This window comes from Lactonifactor sp. BIOML-A5 (genome assembly GCF_009677585.1).
Lineage (GTDB): Bacteria > Bacillota > Clostridia > Lachnospirales > Lachnospiraceae > Lactonifactor.
Window position 1 is genome coordinate 181,399 of the sequence record NZ_WKYV01000006.1, and the last position, 22,330, is coordinate 203,728.

The 22,330-nt window shown below is 41.8% G+C and carries 28 protein-coding genes; 10 read left to right on the forward strand and 18 right to left on the reverse strand.

Annotated elements, in window-relative coordinates; all coding sequences use genetic code 11:
• Positions 1 to 465: 465 nt before the first annotated feature.
• Complete coding sequence (locus GKG41_RS06625; protein ID WP_154257755.1) at positions 466 to 1,077, reverse strand: GNAT family N-acetyltransferase; 612 nt, start codon at positions 1,075 to 1,077, stop codon at positions 466 to 468.
• 861 nt (positions 1,078 to 1,938) lie between these two features.
• On the opposite strand from GKG41_RS06625, the gene GKG41_RS06630 reads away from it, so the two are divergent.
• The 5 genes from GKG41_RS06630 (at position 1,939) to GKG41_RS06650 (ending at position 4,136) form a co-directional block, all read left to right on the forward strand.
• The gene (locus GKG41_RS06630; RefSeq protein ID WP_154257756.1) at positions 1,939 to 2,484 is read left to right on the forward strand and encodes a hypothetical protein; all 546 of its coding nucleotides are present in this window, start codon (positions 1,939 to 1,941) and stop codon (positions 2,482 to 2,484) included.
• Positions 2,481 to 2,816, forward strand: a complete 336-nt coding sequence (locus GKG41_RS06635) for a hypothetical protein (RefSeq protein ID WP_154257757.1) — start codon at positions 2,481 to 2,483, stop codon at positions 2,814 to 2,816. The genes GKG41_RS06630 and GKG41_RS06635 overlap by 4 nt, the downstream gene beginning before the upstream one ends.
• Positions 2,817 to 3,366: 550 nt before the next feature.
• A complete protein-coding gene (locus GKG41_RS06640) occupies positions 3,367 to 3,663 on the forward strand; it encodes a hypothetical protein (RefSeq protein WP_154257758.1) in 297 nt (98 codons plus the stop codon).
• 12 nt (positions 3,664 to 3,675) lie between these two features.
• Positions 3,676 to 3,840 (forward strand): hypothetical protein, encoded by a 165-nt coding sequence (locus tag GKG41_RS06645; protein ID WP_154257759.1) that lies wholly within the window; start codon positions 3,676 to 3,678, stop codon positions 3,838 to 3,840.
• Between the two features lie 74 nt (positions 3,841 to 3,914).
• Positions 3,915 to 4,136: a hypothetical protein gene (locus tag GKG41_RS06650; RefSeq protein ID WP_154257760.1), complete on the forward strand. Its 222-nt coding sequence runs from the start codon at positions 3,915 to 3,917 to the stop codon at positions 4,134 to 4,136.
• A gap of 197 nt (positions 4,137 to 4,333) precedes the next feature.
• Here GKG41_RS06650 and GKG41_RS06655 read toward each other — a convergent pair whose 3' ends face one another.
• Positions 4,334 to 4,879 carry a zinc ribbon domain-containing protein gene (locus GKG41_RS06655; RefSeq protein WP_173015531.1) on the reverse strand — a complete coding sequence of 182 codons (546 nt, stop codon included), beginning with the start codon at positions 4,877 to 4,879 and terminating at the stop codon, positions 4,334 to 4,336.
• 1 nt (position 4,880) lies between these two features.
• On the opposite strand from GKG41_RS06655, the gene GKG41_RS23095 reads away from it, so the two are divergent.
• Positions 4,881 to 5,132: a hypothetical protein gene (locus GKG41_RS23095; RefSeq protein ID WP_173015532.1), complete on the forward strand. Its 252-nt coding sequence runs from the start codon at positions 4,881 to 4,883 to the stop codon at positions 5,130 to 5,132.
• 363 nt (positions 5,133 to 5,495) lie between these two features.
• Here GKG41_RS23095 and GKG41_RS06665 read toward each other — a convergent pair whose 3' ends face one another.
• The 3 genes from GKG41_RS06665 to GKG41_RS06670 form a co-directional block, all read right to left on the reverse strand.
• Positions 5,496 to 6,104, reverse strand: a complete 609-nt coding sequence (locus tag GKG41_RS06665) for an N-acetyltransferase (RefSeq protein ID WP_154257763.1) — start codon at positions 6,102 to 6,104, stop codon at positions 5,496 to 5,498.
• Positions 6,105 to 6,106: 2 nt separating this feature from the next.
• The gene (locus GKG41_RS23100) at positions 6,107 to 6,280 is read right to left on the reverse strand and encodes a hypothetical protein (RefSeq protein ID WP_173015533.1); all 174 of its coding nucleotides are present in this window, start codon (positions 6,278 to 6,280) and stop codon (positions 6,107 to 6,109) included.
• Between the two features lie 470 nt (positions 6,281 to 6,750).
• Positions 6,751 to 7,149 (reverse strand): hypothetical protein, encoded by a 399-nt coding sequence (locus GKG41_RS06670; RefSeq protein WP_154257764.1) that lies wholly within the window; start codon positions 7,147 to 7,149, stop codon positions 6,751 to 6,753.
• Between the two features lie 154 nt (positions 7,150 to 7,303).
• Here GKG41_RS06670 and GKG41_RS06675 point away from each other — a divergent pair, with 154 nt between their 5' ends.
• From GKG41_RS06675 to GKG41_RS06690, 4 genes are all read left to right on the forward strand, one after another.
• Positions 7,304 to 7,528, forward strand: coding sequence for a helix-turn-helix domain-containing protein (locus tag GKG41_RS06675; RefSeq protein ID WP_154257765.1), 225 nt, complete (start codon positions 7,304 to 7,306; stop codon positions 7,526 to 7,528).
• Positions 7,529 to 7,619: 91 nt separating this feature from the next.
• Positions 7,620 to 7,814, forward strand: a complete 195-nt coding sequence (locus GKG41_RS06680) for a protein phosphatase (RefSeq protein ID WP_154257766.1) — start codon at positions 7,620 to 7,622, stop codon at positions 7,812 to 7,814.
• A 68-nt stretch (positions 7,815 to 7,882) separates the two neighbouring features.
• The gene (locus GKG41_RS06685) at positions 7,883 to 8,080 is read left to right on the forward strand and encodes a hypothetical protein (RefSeq protein ID WP_154257767.1); all 198 of its coding nucleotides are present in this window, start codon (positions 7,883 to 7,885) and stop codon (positions 8,078 to 8,080) included.
• Positions 8,077 to 8,802 (forward strand): hypothetical protein, encoded by a 726-nt coding sequence (locus GKG41_RS06690; RefSeq protein WP_154257768.1) that lies wholly within the window; start codon positions 8,077 to 8,079, stop codon positions 8,800 to 8,802. Before GKG41_RS06685 ends, GKG41_RS06690 begins: the two co-directional genes overlap by 4 nt.
• 17 nt (positions 8,803 to 8,819) lie before the next feature.
• On the opposite strand, the gene GKG41_RS23415 is transcribed toward GKG41_RS06690, so the two are convergent.
• The 13 genes from GKG41_RS23415 to GKG41_RS06765 all read right to left on the reverse strand — a co-directional run bounded on the left by GKG41_RS23415 (position 8,820) and on the right by GKG41_RS06765 (position 22,257).
• Complete coding sequence (locus tag GKG41_RS23415) at positions 8,820 to 10,349, reverse strand: N-acetylmuramoyl-L-alanine amidase (RefSeq protein WP_243140982.1); 1,530 nt, start codon at positions 10,347 to 10,349, stop codon at positions 8,820 to 8,822.
• Complete coding sequence (locus GKG41_RS06710; RefSeq protein ID WP_154257769.1) at positions 10,337 to 10,540, reverse strand: hypothetical protein; 204 nt, start codon at positions 10,538 to 10,540, stop codon at positions 10,337 to 10,339. The genes GKG41_RS23415 and GKG41_RS06710 overlap by 13 nt, the downstream gene beginning before the upstream one ends.
• Positions 10,541 to 10,570: 30 nt before the next feature.
• Positions 10,571 to 11,017, reverse strand: a complete 447-nt coding sequence (locus tag GKG41_RS06715) for a phage holin family protein (protein ID WP_154257770.1) — start codon at positions 11,015 to 11,017, stop codon at positions 10,571 to 10,573.
• 230 nt (positions 11,018 to 11,247) lie between these two features.
• The gene (locus tag GKG41_RS06720) at positions 11,248 to 11,511 is read right to left on the reverse strand and encodes a hypothetical protein (protein ID WP_154257771.1); all 264 of its coding nucleotides are present in this window, start codon (positions 11,509 to 11,511) and stop codon (positions 11,248 to 11,250) included.
• Between the two features lie 21 nt (positions 11,512 to 11,532).
• Complete coding sequence (locus GKG41_RS06725; protein ID WP_154257772.1) at positions 11,533 to 13,662, reverse strand: hypothetical protein; 2,130 nt, start codon at positions 13,660 to 13,662, stop codon at positions 11,533 to 11,535.
• A 1,496-nt stretch (positions 13,663 to 15,158) separates the two neighbouring features.
• A complete protein-coding gene (locus tag GKG41_RS06730) occupies positions 15,159 to 15,452 on the reverse strand; it encodes a hypothetical protein (RefSeq protein ID WP_154257773.1) in 294 nt (97 codons plus the stop codon).
• Positions 15,453 to 15,468: 16 nt separating this feature from the next.
• Positions 15,469 to 16,767 carry a hypothetical protein gene (locus GKG41_RS06735; RefSeq protein ID WP_154257774.1) on the reverse strand — a complete coding sequence of 433 codons (1,299 nt, stop codon included), beginning with the start codon at positions 16,765 to 16,767 and terminating at the stop codon, positions 15,469 to 15,471.
• A gap of 39 nt (positions 16,768 to 16,806) precedes the next feature.
• Complete coding sequence (locus tag GKG41_RS06740) at positions 16,807 to 17,925, reverse strand: hypothetical protein (RefSeq protein ID WP_154257775.1); 1,119 nt, start codon at positions 17,923 to 17,925, stop codon at positions 16,807 to 16,809.
• A gap of 58 nt (positions 17,926 to 17,983) precedes the next feature.
• Positions 17,984 to 20,104, reverse strand: a complete 2,121-nt coding sequence (locus GKG41_RS06745; protein ID WP_154257776.1) for a hypothetical protein — start codon at positions 20,102 to 20,104, stop codon at positions 17,984 to 17,986.
• Between the two features lie 15 nt (positions 20,105 to 20,119).
• A complete protein-coding gene (locus GKG41_RS06750; protein WP_154257777.1) occupies positions 20,120 to 20,518 on the reverse strand; it encodes a hypothetical protein in 399 nt (132 codons plus the stop codon).
• Positions 20,515 to 20,763 carry a hypothetical protein gene (locus GKG41_RS06755; protein WP_154257778.1) on the reverse strand — a complete coding sequence of 83 codons (249 nt, stop codon included), beginning with the start codon at positions 20,761 to 20,763 and terminating at the stop codon, positions 20,515 to 20,517. Before GKG41_RS06755 ends, GKG41_RS06750 begins: the two co-directional genes overlap by 4 nt.
• 14 nt (positions 20,764 to 20,777) lie before the next feature.
• Positions 20,778 to 21,143: a hypothetical protein gene (locus tag GKG41_RS06760; RefSeq protein ID WP_154257779.1), complete on the reverse strand. Its 366-nt coding sequence runs from the start codon at positions 21,141 to 21,143 to the stop codon at positions 20,778 to 20,780.
• A gap of 391 nt (positions 21,144 to 21,534) precedes the next feature.
• Positions 21,535 to 22,257 (reverse strand): zinc ribbon domain-containing protein, encoded by a 723-nt coding sequence (locus GKG41_RS06765; protein ID WP_154257780.1) that lies wholly within the window; start codon positions 22,255 to 22,257, stop codon positions 21,535 to 21,537.
• Between the last annotated feature and the right edge of the window lie 73 nt (positions 22,258 to 22,330).

Consider the following 22,330-nt stretch of genomic DNA (forward strand, 5'->3'; position numbering starts at 1 on the left):
AAAGTTCTTGCAACATACTTTTGTGAAGTTGGGCGGGATTTGGGCGGGATGACGCGGAGTAAAGAACCGACTGTGAAAGCGGAAAAATAGGGTCTCCCGAACCCTAACAGAATGGGTCTCTGCGGGCGCGGAACCGAGGGGTTCTATATCCTTTCACTTGTACCCCGGAAAAGGGTTCAGCGGGGGTCATTTTCATCACCCCTAACTGGGCGGCTGCGCGTCCTGCCGGACGCTGTGAGCAAGTCGGTCAAACCTTCCGTTTTCAGCGCCCTTTGACGGGGATTGGGGGTAGCCCCCAACAAGCGGTTTGAACAGTTTTCGCATAGCGGAAAATGGGAAAACGCATAACGGTGTGTACCGTTGTGCCCTGCTTGCCACTATTGAAAACGTCAAAAGAGGAAGTGCGTTTTATACCAATAAGGCGTACTTTACCAATAGGACGCACTTAAATCAGCCCTACAAACCTTAATGAATTGTTTTGCTATACAACAAGCATTGTAGCGGTACTTTTTTATCTTTCAAGTCAATTACTACATCTTTTGCTTCTGATTTCGTAAATCCTCGGTGTTCATAAAACTGATAGGTGCAGGCATTGTCGGTGTAGAGATAAACCAGTTTCCCCGGTTCTTCCGCTTCAAATGCGGAAAGCAGGGCTGTGCCAACCCCCTTGACTTTACATTCCGGGTCGGCAGCAAGGAAAACTATTTCCCCATCAGGTTCCTGCTTTTTGCGGAAGGACGCAAACATCTCTTTATTCGCTGTGTCATATGCGCCAACACCTTCCCCTGCTACGATGTTTTGCATAATATCAAATGCTTTCACAAAGATTGTTCGCCAAAAGCTATGGTGTCGTTTTTTCTCCCCCTTCATATCAGCAAGCAACACGCCAACAAAACAATCGTTCACATACGCACCGTAGGCTTTCGTTGCCCGATTCAACTCCATGTGCCAGAAATATTTGCTATACAGAGAAAGAATGGTTTCGTTGTCCATATACCAATCCAAGTGCATTCCTTGAATTGCAAACTTCTGCGCCTTTTTATAATCCTTCTTTTGTATTTCTCTTATTTCAACCATATTTACCTCGCAAACTGGAATTTGTCGTGCTGCGCCTTATCCGCCTAATGCGAATATTTTTGTTTCTTCTACTCTAAATGCTAATGCCGAAACTGTCAAGTTGCTATATCTATTCTTATATTGTGCCCCAAGTCTTTATAAAATTAGGGCGGGAATCGGGCGGAATTTTGGTCAAATCATGACCTGTAAACATTTTACAGCACAAGCTGGGAAGAGCCGTTAAACGCCCTAATCATCAACCTTCCCAGCCTCGTTGTCTTGACATGAACCCGATCGTACAAGCTGAATCCGACACTATTGTTTATATGCGCTGTTTTTGGATTACACCAGTCAGTATGTTAGACAGGCTTGATTACCCCTTAATTTAGAGGCAGTGAATATAAAATAGAAGAGTCTGTTTATGATATGATACCATAATCAGCCGTTTCTGCTTATAATATTTTGCCGGAATCAGTCAAAGAATAAATTTGAATATAAAATAGTATTATAGTATACTTTAAATTATAAAACAATATAAAAAAACAATATTAATTTGATAAAAACAATGTAATGTTTGCAGAATTTGGAAAATTTACTAATATACTAATAACGGCTAATATATGTATAAATATATTAAGGTTTCAAAAGGAGGTACAGGTCAATGGGGAATTAAAATAATACTAATGAACTGTAAATCAAGAAACTTAGGAGGGAGTTAAATGAAGAATGAAAAGATGAAGGTAATTTGCGTATTACTGACAGCGGCTATTTTGGGGTAATTAGTATTATTTTGATGCTGAATGATGGATGGTCAAACCGAATATATGACTGGCACGGGCAGATATAAGAACACAATTGTAATACCATTGAGGAGGGATTGTTATGACAAATAAACTGGGTAAGATTGTATTTGGCGTATTTATTATTTCGATGCTTACATTTTCTAATGTAATGGCATCCCCCATTGAAAAACTTCCAGAATCAGAAGATTATGATGAAATCTATTTATTAAAAGATGATATATTACGTTTTGTAAATGGAGGACCTGTCAGCGAAACTGGTACAAGGGATGCTATAGAGTCTGATATAGATTTTCAAAATGCCATTAAGGAATATCTTGATCCTCAATTTATTGTAGATCAGGTTACATCATATGAGGATTCTATAGAACTTTTGAACTCTAGCATATATATGTGGATAATACCAGTGAGAGTCGATGGATTCTTATATGAAGCATGTATATCAAAACTAAATGACGGTAATGGGAACTGGCGGATGGATATGGTATATGTGTCCCAAGAAGGTTCATATACTTTGTCAGAACAATTAGGACAATCTCTTGAAAAAAATAATATCGATCCGGACTCCTACGAGTTTAAATTAATTGGTGGTATAACCCAATTAGATATCCAGTATTTCTCGCTATGAATGAGGAGGGAATTAAATATCTTATACCTGCTAAAAGTTCAGCAACTGTGGCGATTACGGACAGTTCTCAAAAACCAAGTACTCGTAACGCGGAGACAGATACCGGCTTTGGGGTTATGGAGACCGGAGCGGATGGGTTTACCGCATATGATTACTCAAAGGTGCTCGCAGCAAAGATCACAGCAGCACCTATCGGAAGTGGAACTGGAGGAGCAGTTATTGACTTGGGTCAGGCTCGTATACCATATAAAGAAAGCCTTACATTTTTTGGAATTAGCATTGTATGTTTATTGATTATTGGCATAAGATATAGAAAGAAATATGTTAATTAAATAATTACAAACCGGGTGCGACGAAAGTCAAACCCGGTTTTACTTTAGCGTTCACATTTCCCAGTGGATTGCGGTATAATGAAAACTTTAATCGTATTTTACACCAATTGCCCAAGATAATATAAAGAATTATAAAGGGTTATCTGAATAATTATCCAACTAAATCCATGAAAAATGCTGTAAATATGCAGATATATGCGATTATAACGGGTATTATATTGTTAAGCAACCTTACGGTTTCGTAAGATTAACAAAAGTATAAAAAAACCCATAAATAGGCGGTTTTTCTTGATTTTAACTGGAGTTTTACACCACTTTTACACCAATTAAACTTAAAAATCTAAAAGAGCTTTGATATGAGAAAAAAGGAGATTTTCGTGAAAATACTTATATGAGTCAGTGGGTTAGAAATGTACTGACTCATATAAGTATTTTTATGACTTGACACCAGAACATATATTCGATATAATATAAAAAGAACATATGTTTGTAAATATTATTATCATTTGAGGGGACAATATAATAACAGCAAAATAAGGAGATGACAGTAGTGCCCAAGAATTTTAATATGGATGCAATGACCATCCACGAGGTAGCCAATCCTAAGATGCACTTGTACCGCTCTATAAGCGTCATAGCGACATTCAATCGCAAAGGTGATATGGAACCTGTCGCAATACGTTTTGAAACCGAAAACGAGCGATTTGACGTCCGTATAGACCGTGTAGTGTCATCAAGTAAAGAATGGGATACTATCCTGTTCCAATGTTTGGTAACGGTTGGCAATCAGCAACAGCAGATAAAACTTGCTTATGAGATTAGCGAACATATCTGGCGGCTAATCTAGAAAGGAGCATGTATGATTTTTGAGAACGAAAATGCAAGATTGTTATTCGAAGCAGTAAAGCATCATTATCTAAACTTTACACTTGCTCCGGGCGAGGAGGAATTGACAGAAGAAAAAGCTTTGACAATGTACTGGGCAGCGGCCAAATCCAGAAAAATTAAAATAAATGTCGCATAACAGGGTAAAGTTTGACTTGATAAAGGATGTTGTCCGTTATATGATATTCATATAAAATACAGGAGGACAACGTAATGGGAAGAAGACCAAAAAACATGACAACAATCCAAAGGCTGGAGTTTGTAGAGCAGCAGATTGCGGACAAGGAGTCTGAACTGAAAGATTTAAAAGCCGAATTAAGACAACTGAAGAAAAAGAAAGAAGAAGAGGATATGGCGGCTCTGTATCTGGAAATTCAGAAGCAGGGATTATCCATTGAAGATGCGTTGAATAAAATTACATCCGAACAACAGTAAATACATGAAAGGGTCTAGTAATAGGCTCTTTTTGTTTGGCAAAACAAGATAGATATTACTGAGGAATACCAATGAATAGTAAATATACTGTTTAAATAAAAAAGAGGCATAATAGCCTCTTTTTTAGAAATAATAATTTTTGCATTTCAATCCACGGGAGTTTCCTCCCGATTTGCATAGAGTGTTGATATCTGCAATTATAATTCGTTCAGGATTATATTGACTTTATCGTCGTCTATTTCTATTCGCTTAATCAGAAGACTTAAACAAGCGCGCTTCTCTTCAAGGCTCCCTCCGTTTAAAACCGAGATAAATTTATCCCTGGCTTGCAACAATTCTTCTATACTAATGTGCCGTTGCTGCGGAATTTCTGCGGTTTGGAGGGTTTCTTTTTCCTTATATAAGTCATCGACTTTTTTGGAAATGATATCTATTGGGATGCTACCGAGTTGATACAGGTCGAGCATCCTTCCAATCTGTTTATCAATTTCCGTTATTCGCTTAGAGTAATCAGGCGCAGGCACATCGTTTACTGCCTCTTTTTCAAGTGATTCAAATTCAAAATGACAAATATAGTCTGTTACAACGGCATCCAGGTCAGGAATTTTCCACTTCTTATTTTTGCAATTCGGATCTACTATATATTTTTTATCACCTTTTGTCCTGCTATAACAGGAATAGTTTCCGTGTTCTCCGTGAAATCTTGCTCCGCATTTCCCGCAATAGATAAATCCAGATAGCAAGGTGCTGGCTGATTGGGTAGAAAACTGGAAGACTGACCAGCTGGAGACGATCCGGAAATTAAAATGGGCAGTCGTCCGCAATGACAGGGAAAAAGCCATGCAGATGATAGGGCAGTTAGAGGGATTGTCTGATAAGCGTTTCGCGGCGCTGGAAAACGTTCTTAAAACGCTCTCTGACCCCGAACGCAAGCTGAAAACTATGGAAGAAGTCCAACGGCATGAAGAGGAGTATTTAAGGCAAAATGGTCAATAACTCTTGTCATGCTGTAATGCATGTGTTACAATATATCTAAGTTTAGGAGGCGACTCCTGAGCGGTCAGGACTTAATAATCCTGTGGATCGAAATATTAATGTTGCTAATTAAGCAGGTGAAAACCTTGCACATAGACTGTTTATATCTGCAAAGCTAAACCCCGGACGAATAGCCCGGGGCTTTTCAATGCAAATACATATATGGATTCACCCGCCTACGGGGAGGCTCCGGGACATGCGCAGCCACTTTTGCCTCTTCCTGCGTCCGGTACAGCCTACTTTTACGCAGACGGATGCCTTTACCATAATCATACCTAACAACGCAGAAATCGCCGGCGATTAACTCATCGGGGATATGTAACATTACAATATTGCAAATAATTGTATGAGATATTCTCCATCTATTCCGGTTTCATCTCTATCCAATAATCGCTTTCCGAAAATTTTAAAACCATTCTCCTGATAAAATTCTAATAGCTTTTCCTTTTCTTCACATTCTAGATATACAAAACGGCCTCCTATTTCATTTTGCACCAGCTTTACTTTTTCTACTGCTAATGCCAGTAACTCATTGCCTGAAATCAAACAATTGTTTCCATCTGCATAATTCTTGCCTAGTTGTCCTATTAATGGGGCCGGGACTATATATTCATTATCATCATGACTGTTTATCCCCTGAGCACGCAGCCTTTTTCCAACACTTTTTGATACCGCTTTCTTATCTACCTTTATAACCTTTGGCGCTACCGTATAATAACCAACCAATTCTTTTTCCGTTTGGTCATCTGATACCCAGAACACCAGATGCGTTTTAGCGAACCCTCTTTTCGAGAATTCTATGGCCTTATTTCTGATAAAATCTTCTACATCCTTATTCATAGGACAAGAAAAACTGGAGAGAATAGATTTTACATCATCCTCTCCAAGCATATCCGTTAAATCGCTTAAATTAAATTGAACAAACTGCGGCATATTTACTTTTTACCAAAGAATTCTTTGATTTTATCTCCTGTAATTTCTGTACATTCCCGGCTCAATTGCACCGATGTGTATTTCTTTGCTCCTGCATTTTCCAAGGCTTCCACGAATGTACGGGCAAGTCGCTTATCTTTGATATCAACATTTTTTAACATGCTCTTCGTTGCCATACGTTCCACCTCCCTAATTTTATACAGCTACACCATTTAAATTGACATAATCAATACAACTTATTATATTTTATAATTCACTATTTGTGATTATATTATACATCATTCTGTACAAATATCAATGCAAAACCGTGCTTTATTTAAAAAAAGTTCATCTTTTTGCACTTATCTTAATTCATTCGTTTTTTATCCAGGACGCTGGCCCCACGTGAATGATACGGCAGGTTATATGACCTGCCTTTTTTATTGCCGGCATATAGGTTCCGGGGTCCCGGTATTATTTGTGACAGGCTCCCGATACCCCGTGATGATAGCCTGACGCCCGGTTCGCACCAAACCCTGGCAGTAACTTGCTGATGGACTTTATACGCCAACCCGTCAACATTAGGGGCTTCGGACCCTCGCACCCTCCGCGGGGATGCGGCTGTTTTAGTTGCCCGGCTTTTCCCGGCCGGGGCGGGTGAGTATTCTTAAGCTGCTATTGCTGCACTGTCTTCCAGTACTTCAATTACCATTGCACCGTTGATGATGATTTCCTCTTCATCGTTTCCGTATTCCATTCGGTCCCCTCCGATAACGATCGCTTCTCCAAAATATACGCTGGATTCCCTAAGTGCCTTTTCGAGTTTCTCTTGAATTTCTTCCGGCTCATCCCATCCTAAGTCTATCCTCGTATCATACGCACATGTTCCAGGAAGCTCTACGGGGGATTCGGTATCATAAGTACTACAGTCTACTACGTAATCCCAATCATAGGAGTTTCTGCAGCAGTCACCTTTTTGATAGTTCTCATCATCTGCCATGTGGCGAATTCCTATAAATGCATATCCACTGTTCATCACTTCGTTTACTAACCTCTCCATTGTCATCCTGTTTTCCTCCTTTTTTGTTCTGTTCCTTACCTTGTAATTACATTATAAACCATTTTTGGTTTAATGTCAATACAAAAATAAACTTTTTTTTGGATTATTTTGTTGACACAGAAACAGACAGGATATACAATAGAAAAAAGGAGGTAATTATATGTTGACTTACAAAATAGATATAATAGAATCGTTGAAAGAAGCAGGATATAATAGTACACGCATCCTGAAAGAGAACGTGTTGAGCCAGTCTGCAATGCAAAAACTGAGAAGGGGAGAAATGGTTGGCATAAAGACTCTTGAGCAATTATGCGAATTACTAGATATGCAGCCGGGTAACATTATTAAATATGTAGAAAACGAAAATAAACCAAAAAAAGTTTAAAAATATATTGACATTAAACCAAATACGGTTTATAATGTACTTAAGTTAAGAGATTAACTTAATACCGGGCAAGCGGAGAAGGGAGGGCCACATGGACGAAGAAATGAATACTAGTAAACTGCTGGTGGAAATCACCGAAGAAAACCAAACAAGGAAAATTCTTGAAATCCTCAACGAGTGCGAAACACTTGAGGAAGCGAAAGAAAAAATAAAAGCCTTACGAAACCGTAAGACAAGGAGTTTACCAGAGGAGGGCGGGCTTGCCACCGCTCCCCTAGCAACATAATTATAACAAGTAGATGACAAATTTTCAATATATAGGGAGACAAACATGAGAAAAGGAGGTTTTTCGATATGAAAAGGTATAATGATGATTTTGTGTTATCAAAGGATCTGCTTGATGTAATCGCTACCTATATGGATGACGAAAAGCGGGAGCAAGTACACTTTGAATTAGCACCATGTACTCCGGAAGAATTTCTTATTAGATATGTGGAATTAGATCCTGATTTTGAAGACTTGCTGAAGGGCGAGTTTTCAATTACACTATGAAGAACTTAATCGGCTTGCGCTTCGGGAAACTTACAGTGCTGGAGCGCGCCGAAAGCAGAAAGAGCCGGGCATATTGGAAATGCCTGTGTGACTGTGGTAACACCTGTGAGGTATCAACAGCACACCTTACTGGTGGGAGTACCATAAGCTGCGGCTGTGCAAAAAAGGGCGTGAATGCCATTGACATATCCGGGCAAAGATTTGGGAAGCTGGTTGCAATAGAGCCTACCAGCCAGCGTATGGGGCACTCTATTATTTGGCGCTGTCAGTGTGATTGCGGAAATCAGCGCATGGTTGCCGCTATACACTTGCGGAAAAATGTTATACAAAATTGTGGCTGCATGGCTGCCGAGGCCCATAAAGCGTCTGTAAAATCCGCTTTAAACGAGCGACAACAATATATTGTTTCCGGTACAGACGCCCTGCGCATAGTCAGCAATGCACTCTACAGCAACAATACCAGCGGGTATACCGGGGTATCCTTTGACATCTCTGTGGGATTATGGAAAGCTGCTATAACGTTCCGAGGTAAAAAATACTATCTTGGCGGGTATCATTCAAAAGAGGATGCCATAAACGCCAGGAAGCGCGCTGAAAAGCAGTTACATGGAAATTTCCTCAAGTGGTATGCAAAAGCATATCCTTCACAATGGAAAAAAATTATAGAAAGACGGCACTCCCGGCAAGGAACCGACGAAACCAAAAACAGCCCAGGGACCTAAATCCCCGGGCTTTCTTCTTATACTAAGGCTCCACGGCTGTTTGTAGTGGCCATGTGACCCTCGGCGGTAAAATAGAACAATTCACTGCCTATTTTTAACAATTCATTCGACGCCATAGCCCCGGAGGATTTCAAATAATACCACTTATCCCCCAGCAACACCCATCCGGTTTTCATCCAGCCGGCCGCATCGAAGTAATACCAGGTGCCGCCTATCTTCTCCCAGCCATTTTTCGTATAACTGCCATCGGCGTGCCTGTACCACCAGCGGCCGCCCTGCTGTATCCACTGTGGCTTTGCGTTCAGTAGTTCGTCAATTTTCGCCAGGGTCTTGATACCGGCCATACCATCAGCCGCCAACCCGGTAGCTTTCTGCAGCTTTTCAACCGCCGCTGCCGTCTTTTCGCCGTAAATACCGTCAGCCGTACCGCAGTCATATCCCAGGGTATTCAGGTCTTTCTGGAGCTGCTTTACCTCTTCCCCGCTGTCTCCTACCTGCATGTAATTCCTGCCGGCAGAGCTTATCAGGCTTTTAAACTCTGTCCAGGTATGCTTTGTGGTGTTATAGACATAAGGGTTAGGGCAAATCTTCCCGGTAACATCATAATGCCGAAGCACATGATCCGCCGGTACATTGTATTTCTGCATCAGATGTTTTGTCAGCTCTGCCGCCGCCCAGACAGTCGCATCCTCAAAGTACCAGTCTTTGGAGGTGTCGGCCTGGCTGCCTTTATTTCTTACACACAACTCAATACCGATGGAATTCGCATTCCTGCACTCAGGATGCTTGTATCCGCTCTTTGTCCCGCAGTGCCAGGCTATGTTTTTGTCCTCCACGCTCTGCCAGATATCCCCGTTGTAATCCACAAAATAGTGTGCGGACGCTCCCCGGTCCCCGCCGGCAAAATACTGGCAGTTCGCCTTTGCCCCGCCGACGGCACCGACGTAGTGTATTACTATATATTTAATCCGGTTAATATTACCGGAGTTATGATTGTATGCTGATATCAGCTTATTTATGTTCAATCCTGTTCCTCCTTTTTCTTTCATTACATTGTCCAGCACTGACAAAATCTTGTCACCGTAGTTCCTGCCTGCCGCCCATCCGGCTCCCTGGGGGTTCTCCTGGATGCCCAGCCATTCCACATAGACCGCGCTGGCCCTGGGGACGTATTTAAACCTGGGGTCTACACAAGCCTGGGAGAGCGGGTCATTACTGCCATAGGCTTTCAGGTGTTGTATCTGTGCCCTGATGCCTAATTGTGGCGTATCCCAGCTATTGCCTTTCATTCCGTTCTGCGTCACACCTATCCCGGCAAAGTTGTTCTGGTCCAGGCTCACAGCGCTGCCTTTAAAGCCAAAGTTCCCTGTTTCGATGCAGCTCTGACAGAATGCAATGTCACCCCGGACGCCCTCTGCTTCCCCCTCTGACAGGTAAAACGGCAGCATGTCTATGACCTTCTGTGGCACACTGGGATTTACCCGACGAATGTAGGATCGCATCTGCTCCACCGTGGCCAGGGCGGTGCCCATGATTAATGTTCCCATAGATTTCCCTCCCCAACAGGTTCATATGTCTTTTCAAATATATCTGGTTTGCATGGATACTGTTCCCCGCGTATTCCAGTGATAATCCAGTCTCCAGGCGAAGCTTTTAATGGTCCCTCCATCGTCTGAATAATAAGCTCCTGGTCTGTTTGATACGCTTCAATCACAACCGGCTTTTTTCTAAATTTCATCTGTGATTCCTCCATCAAAAAGAGGACCTATTACTGGTCCCCTGTCTCCTTATTAATTGCTTTATCTGCCACTTCTAGCCCCTTCTGGAGTATCATAGGTACATTAAACCCGGCTTCCACAAAGTTCTCACATATTGACCGGATTTCATTCACTAGCAGGGAGGCCAATACAAACCAGCCCAGTAAAGTAGTCACCTGCAGGTTGATTCCCAGCACATTCCCAATCTCTATAAATACTGCGCTGGCAACAAATGCAACCATAATCATTAGCCAGTATCCCAGCTTTTTCAGGACACCTTTCCAGCCGGCCACTGAGTTCTCTTTGTGGGCCATGCGGCTTTTCATCCACCCGGTAAACCAGTCCGCTATGTTAAGCATCAGGAACGCCATAAACAAGATCCAGTGCTCCCCGAAAACCATCGAGAGGACAGCAACCACTGCCCCCACTACTGCATTGCATGTGTCAATTACTTTCATCTTCTTATCCTCTCTTTCAAGTCATTTGCACTAAAATAAGACGCTTCACCCGGCGTCTCTACGGGAGATGTATCGGATCACCTCCTATCAAGCCTCTGCTGGTACTTCTACTGGCTCCTCTGGTGCCGGCTCCTGCGGCAACAATGCATACACTGCATCCCGTAAAGCTGGCGGGACCTGCTCCTTTGTCATATACCCGTTGATAATCCTGCGTGCTAAAAACTCAGCCATTATACTGCACCTCCCATCGTTGTAATGATTAAATCCTGCACTGCCTGGTCCGTGATTGCCTGGGATTCCTGCATGGATGCCTGGGCCTCCTGGATGCTATTAAGCTGGGACTGCAGCCTTACCTCTGCCGCAGGGGTAACGGTATCATGGGTAATTCCTCCCTCTTCTAATTCCCAGCATTGGCCATCTACTCTTTGGTTAGTGATAACCGGGATGTATTTCCCCTCGGTCTTTCCTGGTTGCATGTGTAAAAATCTTGCCATTTTTGTTCTCCTTTCAAATTGTTATTGTGGTACATATATTAAGCGACCGCCGAGATAACGAAAACGACCCCCAACACCGTAATGCAAAGCCCAAAAGAACCCACCGGCATCACCGCCAACATACCAACTACCGCCCAATAGAGCAATCCGGTAACCGTTAAGGTTAGGTGTTGCATAAAAATAATCCCCAACTGGAAGGGAACTATTACCAAGGGTTTCAGCCGGGAAGAACAACCAATCATATAATTCAGAATAACCAATAGCGGAAATATAACCATTTGCGTTAGCAACCATAAATCCGGCTGATTCATAATTATCGCTATTTTTTGATTCAGCATAATTATAATCTTTGCAAATGTAAGGAATACCGCCGCCTTGTGAACCGTTCCCGTGTATATTTACACCATATACAAACTTCCAGATATTTCCCCAAGGATTTTCTACTCCACGGTATGACACGGATACTTTACCGTTTGTACCGTCTGCCATTCCGGTATTGCTTCCCAGGCTGGACGTGCTGCCAGTAATAATACTGTTATTTTCGGTATTAGGCGTATCCGGTATTGACACGACGCCCCGACCAATTGCCGCCTGGGTATTCATCCTTCCAAGTTCTATAATCATCAATAGTTGATTGGCCGACACCGCTTTGATGTTATCGCTGTGCCAGCCTGGTCCCCTGTTACGGGCTAACTGCTCCACGTGGGGGCGCGTTAGCTGCTGGATCTTGCCGCTGGCTGGCTTGGCACCTGCTATGCTGCATAACTTGTCCGCCGCCACGTCCATTACTTGGGCGTCATCCATGATGTAGGTTGCGGCTGATACGTCGTACAAGCTGCCCTCGTAGGCCGATAACAGGACATAATCTACTTCCATGCCCTCTGCATTGATAAAGGCTGGATGAAGCTTGAATCCTGGCTGTGGTTTGTGTGATACCCAATACTGTGCCCGGCGCAGGTGATAGCCTATACCGTCTGTCTGCGGGTCTGTTTTTAATGGCACTACCTGATAGTAAAACTTAGGCTGATAGACCATTACTTGACCGTTGCTGCCGTCCTCTGTGTAGGTTGGATCGCCATAGTAAGCTGCAATAGTCCCATCGTCCAGTACATTACATCGGCGGCGGTTTCCGTACATTGGGAAGCGGTTGAACTGTGAACCAGCGGTTAGGTTTTTGGCGGCACCCAGGCGGGTTGTGGTGCATTTTTCGTAATCCACTTCCAGTCCAGGTAACTTACTGTAGTCTGTCTGCGGTCTGTATGATACGGTAATCTCTGGCTCCAGTGGGTCTGTGGTGTCTATGATTGTTGTGCCTTTGTAGGTTGGCAGGTTGCGTAGTGCTTGCTGGGATATGGCTGGGAGGGGTTCCCAGACTTCCCGATCCAACGGATAAAGGATTTCTACCGGGTGATCGGCCAGCCATGCTCTAAATTGGTCTACGGTGTCAATGTCAGCGTACTTGTCATCGTCTAAGCGGATATAGATGAATTGCTTGTCACTATATCCCACAGAAACAGGTTTATCCTGGCCAACAAATACCCCTGACGGGAGACGGTTGCACAGTAGATCCAGTTTGGCATTTGCAGCAACAACGCTGTCGGGGTAATTAATCATATCTGGTACACTAATTCGGAAACATCGGTTTACACCCAAACTCCCGCCTCCGGTATACTTTGTCCATGCCAGTGCCCCGTTATCTGTAAGTAATCCGTTTTTACGTACCAGACCATACTCACCGTTTCGGTACTCTATCTTGTCTCCCTGGTATACCGGCGATTGAGTGTATATAGGTGCAGTGTAGCTCTCTGTATCATCCTCCGTTCTGCATACTACATCAGTCCTATAGCCATATGGTTCGTTATTCGTCCGTACCCCAACCCCCTGTATATCCTGGGGATATTCCGGGCTGGGGGATGATGTAGCGCCGGTGTAGGGTTCCCAGGGCAGTGCGGTGTCACCGGCGTTAAGCATAATGCCAGAGATTACGGAGGAAGTGTCAGAAAAGACAGCAGTTTTTCTGTTTAGTCTCAAATCGCATTTTTTAACCGTTAATATATCATCGGGTATAATGAATGTCGCTTTGTTACCAACCACATCTATTTCTTTTACTTCTTTACCATCTTGATATTCCCCATATACAACTATTGCCACGCGGTTTCCAGACGGATTTTCTTTACATGATAGGGTTATACTATTACCTTTATGCGCAATAATGTAATCATTTAGCTGCGTTGTTGAAAGGACACAATGATATCCACTTGTAATATTTGACCGGATCGTCCCTTCCGCCACTGAAACGCAGTCAGCAAATTTAATGCTTTCCCATTCCAATAGCTGTGCCCCCGTAGTCTCTACCTGCCTTGTTACCCCGGATAGTTTAAAGTTCCTTATTCTCCCGGGCTTTGTATCTAATTTCAAAGTTGTGTTAGAAATAGTGTCATATAGCAGTGGGAGATTTCGATTAAGGTTTTTAGTTTTGGCTTCTATTTCTGGGTGTAGCCTATCCTGACAAACGATATATGTATAATTCTGGAATGTTTTAAGATTATTTAGCGCTTGTTGGGAGATAGAAGGGAGGGGTTCTGTCTGTGGTTCTGCACGGGGAAGCAGAAACTGGGGATTGTGCTCCGTCATCCAGGCCTTGAATGCATCTAAGGTTGTTATACCTAAAAGCCTGGCTCTAAGTAGCCCGTTATACAAAAATGTCCCATTAGCATTAGCGGTCTTAATTGTTTCGTCTTTTGGAAAATGCGTTGATTTTATGTCGCTATACTCCCGTGCTGATAATACCCCAGGGACCGCGGCGTGAGAGCAGTAAGAGTCATCGAAAGACGTCACGTCTGTTGCTTGTTCCACCCATTTTACACTAGCTCCATCCACTGTCATGCTGTTTTGCACATGGCAGTATTGCCCGCTAACTAGCTGAATCTTGTCTCCCTGGTATACCGGCGATTGAGTGTATATAGGTGCAGTGTAGCTCTCTGTATCATCCTCCGTTCTGCACACTACATCTGTCCTATAGCCATATGGTTCGTAGGATGTTTCGTGGTCAGATAACTCGATTTGGATATTTTTAAATTCGCAATATCCATTCATGTTATAAGTCGTTGTAAGAGTAAGATTACCACTTACTTTTGCGCAAGCGTATTTATGCACCCAGTCAGTACCATCTTGTGTACCAATGGTTGCTATTACGCGGCTAGCCGTATTATCGTTTTCTGCGATGCATATTCCCGTTTCATTAAATTCTGATGCAACCGTTTTTCTCCCATCAAAAGATAGCGAAATCCATGTATTTTCCGGAACCTTAGCGAATGGAAGTTCAAAAGCTCTGTTGTTTACAGCATCATGACCACTTGAGCCTCTCCATCTCAAAATAGTATGATCATCATCTACCCAATAGATGTCTTGTTTTTTACTATAAAAGAAATCGTACCAGGCATCTTTATCAAATAGGTTTTTGGTTCTTTTCCCTACCCCCTGTATATCCTGGGGCGTGTCGGGGGTTGTAGTCTCTACCTGCCTTGTTACCCCGGATAGTTTAAAGTTCTTTATTCGGCCCTGTTTCGTTTGCAGGGTTAGGTGGGAGGAGGTTATGGTTTGCCATAAGTCCCTGTTGAAGCGGTAGAGAAAACCTGGCTCTAAACTCATTGCCATAGTATACATTGCGCAACCACCTTCCGTTCACTGGTTCCTTCCGGAATGATATATACTGTTTTACTACAGTTTTCTGGCTCTCGTCGCTTATTTACGGTTAGCACTATACCGCAACCGGGAGGTATTGGTAGGCACTCATCCAATGGGGCGTTCTTTTTAAGTGATGCATAGACATAATCGTCTGTGCAATTCATTACAAAGTATTCCAGCCCAAGCACATCAAATTCTAGTGAAAATGGCACGTTCGCCTGTGTCTCAGCTTGTAATATTTTTAAATCTGCCATATGTAATCTCCTTTACTTATATATAATTTGCAGCATTTGCTTCCGCCTCTAAAAGCTCCATATCAATGCACTCCAGTCTTGTATTTTCGAAGCCCTTCTGATGCGCCTTTATTTCCCAATCAAATTCTGTCCCTGGTGCTCCTGCTACAACAAAAAAAGTAAGCTCTTTTGAGCTTACCCATACTGGAGTGTTTGAATAACTTTGTAAGAAAATATAATAACCATATTCTGTACTGATTGTCTCTTGAAATATCGGTTCTATTTGTATATTTACAGTACCGTCCATGCCTATTGTGTTATGGCCCAAATCTCCAAACATAGGCTCTGGTGTTTCATACGCATTAAGAGTTCTTGTTCCAAAGTGCCGTGTACTAACAGCTCTTGATTTTCCCCCGCTTGCTACAAGGGCTCCAGATATCATTACGTTCCCTTTACAAGAAATATAATCCGGATAAAGACTTCCATAAATATAAACAGTATTTCTGAATTGAGATATACCATTAACAGATAAAGTCCCGCTAATGTCACAGGTTCCGCTGGTTGATATTCCGCCTGGTCCTAAACGGGCATAACCATTAATATCATTTGCAGAAAAAAAGCAATTATCTTTTCTAGAAGTTATCCCTATCCAATAATCTCCAGGAACACCTTTATCTCCAAAGTGCAAAGAATTACTGGTAATAAATGCTTTGTCATTCGCCCCCTCAATTATAATCAATTCCTTATTACCCGCTAAATCTTTTAGACTTATCTCTCCGCCCGTAATAACTGCGTTACCGCTGAACGTTCCGTTTAACGCCTCCATACTTCCGTTTTCGAGTATTCTAAAATTTCCATTGGCGGTAACAAGCCCCTCTAATTTAATTCTATCCGCCACAATAGAAGTTGTTCCTGTATTCAAAATCTCTATCAGGCCGTTACCAGTCAAACTTATTTTATTCGCATCTATTTTTATAGCTTCAGCCGTTTGATTAATCGACGATATCACTGAATCTTTGCTAACCTTAAGTTCAATGCTTTCTTTGTTTAAAGTGATATCCGATCTTGCCTGGGAGATTGCTGTGAGGACTCCATCTATATCTTTATATTCTGAACTGGAAACGGAAAGATTTATAGAGTCTACATCCATCTGTACAGATGACAACTTACTATACATAGTTTTATTGCCATTCTTAAGTTCCTCTATCTCTGACTCAGATACTAATAAAGAGATGTTGCCCTGTATAGCCTTTATGGAGGTATCCTGGGCGCTAAATTTTCTCGATATAGCGTACTTATCATATACGGTTGTCTTTGATACAAGCCTCATTGCCATATTATTCACCTTTTATTTCCATGTTCTTTAGCTTTTTTATTATGCAATAAAATATATTAACTGGAATAGATTATTTCCTGATAACTCTGCGGATACCGTACCGTATACTGCTCCACTCGGGCGATAATCCAGTTTTATTCCTGTGGTCTGGTCTCCGCTGTTTTGGCTACCCATGATAAAGCTTGCGTTAGTCAAGGGCGGGTAAGATGTAGTTATTGTTTCGGTTGTATGCCACCCCTGTGCATACCCAGCCATCAAAAAGCCGTGAACAATAACAAGCTTCCCATATTTATAGGCTTTAGTTATGCTTATCTTGTCAGTGGACGGCGTAAACGAACTTGTGATATCTGTCACAACTTGTTCCAGCTCCCCCACAACGTTATATTGAGTCCCGTCATAGACTAATTCGACAAATGAATTTGCCGTAATAAGACCTGATGGTACTGTAGCGCCTTTGTAATAGATAGCCTTTACCCCTGTGCTGCTGATATTTAGTGTTGGGCTAGCCACTGTATTTCCATAAGTAAACTTGACGATTGCCCGGGAACCTGTTAACAAAGAAAAGCCTGATATGCTAACCGTTTTTGCGGCTGTTGATGCTGAAGTTGTGCAGACTCCATAATGGTGTATATTGGAATCGCCTTTAAATCCTACTCCATCAACATAGCGTGTATTTTGTAGTGAAGATGCGGTAGTTGCATTCCCCGTACAGCTTCCACTGCTTCCGCTAACCGTAGTTTGTAGTGGATGAACATGGTCTCCTGCCGCAAACGTACTGTTCTCTGAACCTGTATTTGCAGTCCCGGCAACTTTTGGTAAAGTATTTGAACGCTTTGCATGGCCATATTGTGTATTGGATGCCAAACCATATTCTGTCCCAGAGCTTGAATGACTTTTAGGCGCCTTTTCGGAATTGAGTGTGTCAATTTGACTTTTTAAGTTTTTACAAATACTCACATCTGCAGGATTACCATCGACAGCAGAGTCCAAGTCGCTTTCTATATCTTTTGTGGCTGCAGTCCCAAGCCCAAGTTTAAGCTTAATTGAGTTATATAAGCTGATAAACTTCGTGAATTTTGTAGCCGTTGCATCCTCTATAATAAACACATCTGAATCATCAGCGTTTAATTTCTCATCGTAATCCTTAATTTTACCCATGTTGTTATCCTCCTATGTGAACTACCCATTAACTAAAGGCAATGGGATTGCGGTAGCTCTACTTCATTCCTATTATAGGGGTACCATCCAATGCTAAAATGTCATTACCTAAAAAATCTAATAGGGGCGCCTCCTCCCAAAGATAAAAATTGCAAGAATACTCGGCTTCAAAATTGGTTTCATCCCCTCGCAGTTCAAGGGAATACCCAGTAATCTGCTGATTATTCCAAACCAAATCCTCTTCTGCTTCTTCTGAACTCCTGGTCCAGACAAAATGTTCCGGTCCATATTCCTGGGTCACATCTCTATTCTTGGAATAAACCCTTGCATGGATAACAGATGTCTCTACGCTGTCTTTTACAGAACCCTCAACATAAGTTTGAAGAATTAAACCACCCTCCGAAACCGATATCCCATTTATCTCCTCCTGCATACTATCAAATGCGATTTGCAGATTTTGTCCGCCAGCGTCCATAATAATTTTGCTGGAATTGATCTGAACATTGCTTTCATTAACCTGAGTAACTAAAGATTGAATATCTATTTTCTTACCTTGTATATTGGCATTATCAGCTACCATCCCATCAACTATTACCGGTGTCTTGATTCCATCCGCCCTTACTCCATTCAGCGCATCAAACATTATGTTCCCGGATGCATCTAATATGTAATAATTAAACACACCGCCCGAATCCAAACCGGCTTGCATACGGACAATATTGTTTTTATCTAACCATTGTTGCGTTGCCCCTACAATCTTCATACCACCGGATTCATCTGACCAGATTTCAAATTTGTTAGTAAAAATTTTCCCAGCAAGAAGGTCATTTACAGATATTGAGTTTATTACTGCATTTTTAATAAGGGCATTATCTATAACTGCATTTTGAGTGGTCAAATGTATGTTTACCAAATCACCCACGCCCGCGTTGCCAGCCAGTAAGTTTTCTATGTTGGCATAATTAGCTTCCAGGTTATCAATCTTTCCGTTAGTTGCTGTCAGGTTTTCTATTTTCGCATATATTGCGTCAAGATTCTCAAACTTGCCATTAATGACTTCCAGATCCTTTATTTTTGCAAACGTAATTTCTGCATACTCAGCATCTAGTTTGTTTATAATAGCATGATTAACCAGCGCCAATTGAACAGAGTATCTATCTATACTCTGAGCCATGGGTCCTTTAAATCCTTGGTCAGATTCAACCTCAGATTCTCCTGTAGCCTTAATTTCTGTAGTAAGTCCACCGTCAAACTCTTGAGATATCATCATTATGGGGACCTTATAGGTTGTCCCATCTGTGCCCTTAACCGAAATTATATCCCAAGCATCTAATCTGGGGTCCCCCATAAATTTAAGGCTTCCAGGCATATATGAAAAACCTTTTAGAGTTTCATACACACCATTCAGCCTTTCCTGGGTCATAAACGGGTTTGAAATAGCCATCTCTCTCGTACCGGTTCCTGCTCCGATGGATATACTGTTGCCGTCTGCATCCTTGCCGGTATAGCAGACGATCCGAAGAAAATCATATGGAAAATCGTTATGAATAAAGCTGTCCCAGTATCGGTTGCTTTCCACTGTGTACTGAATAGGAGAATATCGCTTAATTTCTATCTGCCCTCTACGGTTGCAGATGGCAAATCCTGCATACATCTGAGAAATATAAGACAACACTTCCCGGCAAGTATATCCGTCTGGGCGTTTCATATCATAATTCACTAAACCTGAGGTAATAATATCAATCCCCAGGAATGCGGACATCTCATTTAATACAGCCATTGTAGTTGTATTCTCTGGTAGGCCTGAAAAAAATGCACGCTCGGTCAACATCATTCGGTCAAATGCGGAGAATTTTATACTTCCTTCGTCCGCTTCTGGCCTCTCTGCTGTAAACACTCCCATGGGAATATACTCTATTGCAGTATTTACCAATATTCCAAAAGAAAGCTCTATCTCATGGCTTTCTATAGGTACTGGCGGTTTATAAAGCTCTACCTCAATATACTGACTCACACAGCTTCCTATAATAAAGGATTCACCACTGTTTGAGCCGCCTTTTATTACAATACTTTTAATTCCATCCGTTATAGTAGTTTTGCTATCCACAACCAGCCTTGCATGGAAAGTACGGGAATCCTGCTGTATCACATCCCCAAATGCTGTTGTTGACTGATACACCTTCCCACCTCCAAACTATTCTTGGTAAACAGTCATAAATTCTATGGCCTGATACTCTCTGCCAGTTAATGCATCATACTTATTGTTTTCATCGCATCGGTTGAGAATTTCTTCCGTCACTGTCTGAATATTAAATTCTACTTCTATATTCAGAAGCTCTTCAATCTCATTTTTATAATTTTCAGGATCGGTAATTTTATAATTGCCATCCACTACTATATCGGCCCCATTCGTGTCTTTTTCTGCATATTGCCTTACTATCTTCTGCTGTTCTTCGGCATAGCACTTTGCAGCATTATTCAATGTGTCCAGGTTGATTTTTATTGCTGTATAAAGGGGACGTGGAATACTCTTATCCATAATCCCAGGAGCATAATTGTAAAACCCTAATATGTCACTGTTCTTAATCTTCATTGCTGCGTCACCTCCGTGTTAACTGTATTAATACTATCCTCTAATTCGCGGACCATAGCCTTGAAATCATCCTCATCCTGCCGACATTCTGTTTTGTTTGCTTCGTAAAGCTCCATATTTTGTACCGTTGTGGAAGAATTAGATCTGCCATCCGCTGTGTTAATCGTGGCGGACATATAAAGCACAGATTTTTCTCCAATCATGCTGTTACCTGTTAACGAAATGCTTTTGCTTGTCTTCAACATAAAATTGCCTCCTTTTATTTTTCGATTAAATCTACCGCCACCCCCTGATAGGTTTTCGTTCCATTCGCATAACTATAAACAGGGTATGTAGGGGTTCCGGCATAAAACATCCTGGTTATCCTTGCATTGCTCCCAGGGTCCAGAAAAGTGACGTTAAAAAAAGCAGGGGTGACTGCAGCATCAATTATAGCTACTTCACTCCTACTTAATGGCGGCCACTGACATTGTAATTTGTATTTATACCCTGCAATGTCACCTATCATGCTTGCGTCTGCCGCGCGCCCGGTGTTTTTAGACCAGATTTTTTCTTTTGTTATTGTCAGCCCCTCTTTCTTTAAAGTAGGCATTGTGACTCCATTGATAACAATGGGCTGTGGCATATGATCACCTCCTTATTGTGGGGATATAAAAAGAACGCCCTGAATAGAGCGTTCTAATTCATTGCTATTAGATGGTGGTGCGGAATTTGACCCTCCCATATTTCAATCCGCAGCCCCACATAAGGGGCTGACACCTGATACCATCCATGATATTTTTCCACTTCCCTCCATTTCAATCCGCAGCCCCCACATGAGGCTGACACCACCGCTGTTGATCAAATGAACTACAGCGCTCAAATTTCAATCCACAGCCCACATAAGGGCTGACACAGCAAAATCGCACAACTTTATATCATATTTTTGTGTAATTTTACTATAATTCTACAGTTATAACTTAACATTTTAATTCTCGTTACAATTTATCCTGCATACATGGGATGCTTTATGTAAATCACTTTCCTTCCCAACAATAACCACATTCTAAACAATTATATTTGTTATGCTTTTTATGCCTTAGCCCAGTAAACGGAACTGACATTCCTAATGTAGCAAATCCTAGAATCATTTTACCAGCCGATGTTTTTTCTCTTTTTTTCTCTTTAATTTGCCCGCCAACAACTTCGTATTCCTTTTCCATGTTTACATCGCTCTTCAATAGATTTACATTATTGCTACCGCATCTTGGGCAACGTAGTGAATTCACCATCCACGACGCATTGCTATTAGGCGAACGACTTTTAAGGTCCTGATTGGTTGCTTGTTCTCCATTGCTATCTCCAATTTTATTTTTGGTGGGCTTTTTGGTGAATATATCAGATGGAATTTTATTTTTCAAACTTCCATATGAGTATCCGCAGAATGGGCACTTATCTATTCCTTCTGGAATATTTCTATTGCACTTATAGCACTCAAACATCTGCGGAATTTCCTCAGGAGAAAGCATTCTCGGTTTCAGAATCCAATCTGAACTATATGGAGCACCACAAAATTTACATGCAGATACCCCTAGAGTGTTTTCAGTCCCACAAAATGGACATAATATCATTTCATCTTCGTTCGCATCCAAATTTATTTGTCCACGGTCTAATTCTTTTATAGGAAACCCACAGTGAGGACATATTGACGCTCTATTACTCACTTCTTTACCACACTCCGGACACCTTATCAATGCCATATCTCCGCCCCCTCTAATAAAATATTTACTATCATAATTATATCAAATAAAAAGAATGCAGTAAACATCAGAA

Excerpts from the sequence above, each read along its gene's own strand:
- GKG41_RS06670 (WP_154257764.1), bottom strand. The coding sequence starts at position 7,149 with ATGACAATGGAGAGGTTAGTAAACGAAGTGATGAACAGTGGATATGCA.
- GKG41_RS06650 (WP_154257760.1), top strand. The coding sequence starts at position 3,915 with ATGGGAAGAAGACCAAAAAACATGACAACAATCCAAAGGCTGGAGTTT.
- GKG41_RS06760 (WP_154257779.1), bottom strand. The coding sequence starts at position 21,143 with ATGCCACAGCCCATTGTTATCAATGGAGTCACAATGCCTACTTTAAAG.
- GKG41_RS06740 (WP_154257775.1), bottom strand. The coding sequence starts at position 17,925 with ATGGGTAAAATTAAGGATTACGATGAGAAATTAAACGCTGATGATTCA.
- GKG41_RS06625 (WP_154257755.1), bottom strand. The coding sequence starts at position 1,077 with ATGGTTGAAATAAGAGAAATACAAAAGAAGGATTATAAAAAGGCGCAG.
- GKG41_RS06755 (WP_154257778.1), bottom strand. The coding sequence starts at position 20,763 with ATGTTGAAGACAAGCAAAAGCATTTCGTTAACAGGTAACAGCATGATT.
- GKG41_RS06665 (WP_154257763.1), bottom strand. The coding sequence starts at position 6,104 with ATGCCGCAGTTTGTTCAATTTAATTTAAGCGATTTAACGGATATGCTT.
- GKG41_RS06630 (WP_154257756.1), top strand. The coding sequence starts at position 1,939 with ATGACAAATAAACTGGGTAAGATTGTATTTGGCGTATTTATTATTTCG.
- GKG41_RS06685 (WP_154257767.1), top strand. The coding sequence starts at position 7,883 with ATGAAAAGGTATAATGATGATTTTGTGTTATCAAAGGATCTGCTTGAT.
- GKG41_RS06750 (WP_154257777.1), bottom strand. The coding sequence starts at position 20,518 with ATGAAGATTAAGAACAGTGACATATTAGGGTTTTACAATTATGCTCCT.
- GKG41_RS06710 (WP_154257769.1), bottom strand. The coding sequence starts at position 10,540 with ATGAAATTTAGAAAAAAGCCGGTTGTGATTGAAGCGTATCAAACAGAC.
- GKG41_RS23415 (WP_243140982.1), bottom strand. The coding sequence starts at position 10,349 with ATGGGAACATTAATCATGGGCACCGCCCTGGCCACGGTGGAGCAGATG.
- GKG41_RS06715 (WP_154257770.1), bottom strand. The coding sequence starts at position 11,017 with ATGAAAGTAATTGACACATGCAATGCAGTAGTGGGGGCAGTGGTTGCT.
- GKG41_RS06735 (WP_154257774.1), bottom strand. The coding sequence starts at position 16,767 with ATGGCAATGAGGCTTGTATCAAAGACAACCGTATATGATAAGTACGCT.
- GKG41_RS06680 (WP_154257766.1), top strand. The coding sequence starts at position 7,620 with ATGGACGAAGAAATGAATACTAGTAAACTGCTGGTGGAAATCACCGAA.
- GKG41_RS06765 (WP_154257780.1), bottom strand. The coding sequence starts at position 22,257 with ATGGCATTGATAAGGTGTCCGGAGTGTGGTAAAGAAGTGAGTAATAGA.
- GKG41_RS06675 (WP_154257765.1), top strand. The coding sequence starts at position 7,304 with ATGTTGACTTACAAAATAGATATAATAGAATCGTTGAAAGAAGCAGGA.
- GKG41_RS06720 (WP_154257771.1), bottom strand. The coding sequence starts at position 11,511 with ATGGCAAGATTTTTACACATGCAACCAGGAAAGACCGAGGGGAAATAC.
- GKG41_RS06730 (WP_154257773.1), bottom strand. The coding sequence starts at position 15,452 with ATGGCAGATTTAAAAATATTACAAGCTGAGACACAGGCGAACGTGCCA.
- GKG41_RS23100 (WP_173015533.1), bottom strand. The coding sequence starts at position 6,280 with ATGGCAACGAAGAGCATGTTAAAAAATGTTGATATCAAAGATAAGCGA.
- GKG41_RS06690 (WP_154257768.1), top strand. The coding sequence starts at position 8,077 with ATGAAGAACTTAATCGGCTTGCGCTTCGGGAAACTTACAGTGCTGGAG.
- GKG41_RS06645 (WP_154257759.1), top strand. The coding sequence starts at position 3,676 with ATGATTTTTGAGAACGAAAATGCAAGATTGTTATTCGAAGCAGTAAAG.
- GKG41_RS06635 (WP_154257757.1), top strand. The coding sequence starts at position 2,481 with ATGAATGAGGAGGGAATTAAATATCTTATACCTGCTAAAAGTTCAGCA.